Source organism: Priestia sp. P5_B4 (assembly GCF_056400385.1).
This window is the reverse complement of record NZ_JBFULJ010001546.1, coordinates 1-510: the sequence shown is the minus strand read 5'-3', so window position 1 is coordinate 510 and position 510 is coordinate 1. Positions and strand designations below refer to the sequence as shown.

General features: G+C 41.2%; 1 protein-coding gene. It reads left to right on the top strand.

Annotation, left to right across the window (positions count from 1 at the left end):
• Nucleotides 1–510 (top strand): DUF975 family protein (locus AC1DRF_RS32085; RefSeq protein ID WP_477742840.1); only part of this gene is annotated, 510 nt, incomplete at both ends.

Genomic DNA, 510 nt, shown 5'->3' with positions numbered 1-510 from the left:
ATTAAAAGAGAAGCTAAAGCTTCTTTAAAGAATCGCTGGGGACTTGCGATTTTACTGACGGTGGTGACGTACGGAGTATATACGCTTCTGCCTATTCCATTTGAAATTGTGGCAAGCGGCGGCTATGACAATTGGATGAAAGATGAATCTGATTCGGCGTCATGGATTTCAACTGCCTTTGCTATTGTCTTTTCGCCTCTTCTCATGGCGAACTACTGGGCATTTTTAGGTTTGGCGCGAGGTGAATCTGTCCGATTGGGACATTTGTTTAAAACATTCCAAGACTTCGGTCTTTATGTAAAGTCACTAGGAATTTATGTACTGATGACTCTTTATGTGATGCTGTGGTCACTGCTTTTACTGATTCCTGGAATTATCAAAGCACTGGCATATTCACAAACGTACTATATTTGTAAAGACAATCCTACTTACTCGATGAATCAAGCGATTACAGAAAGCCGCAGGTTGATGAATGGTTATAAAGGACAGTACTTCCTGCTGCTACTAAGC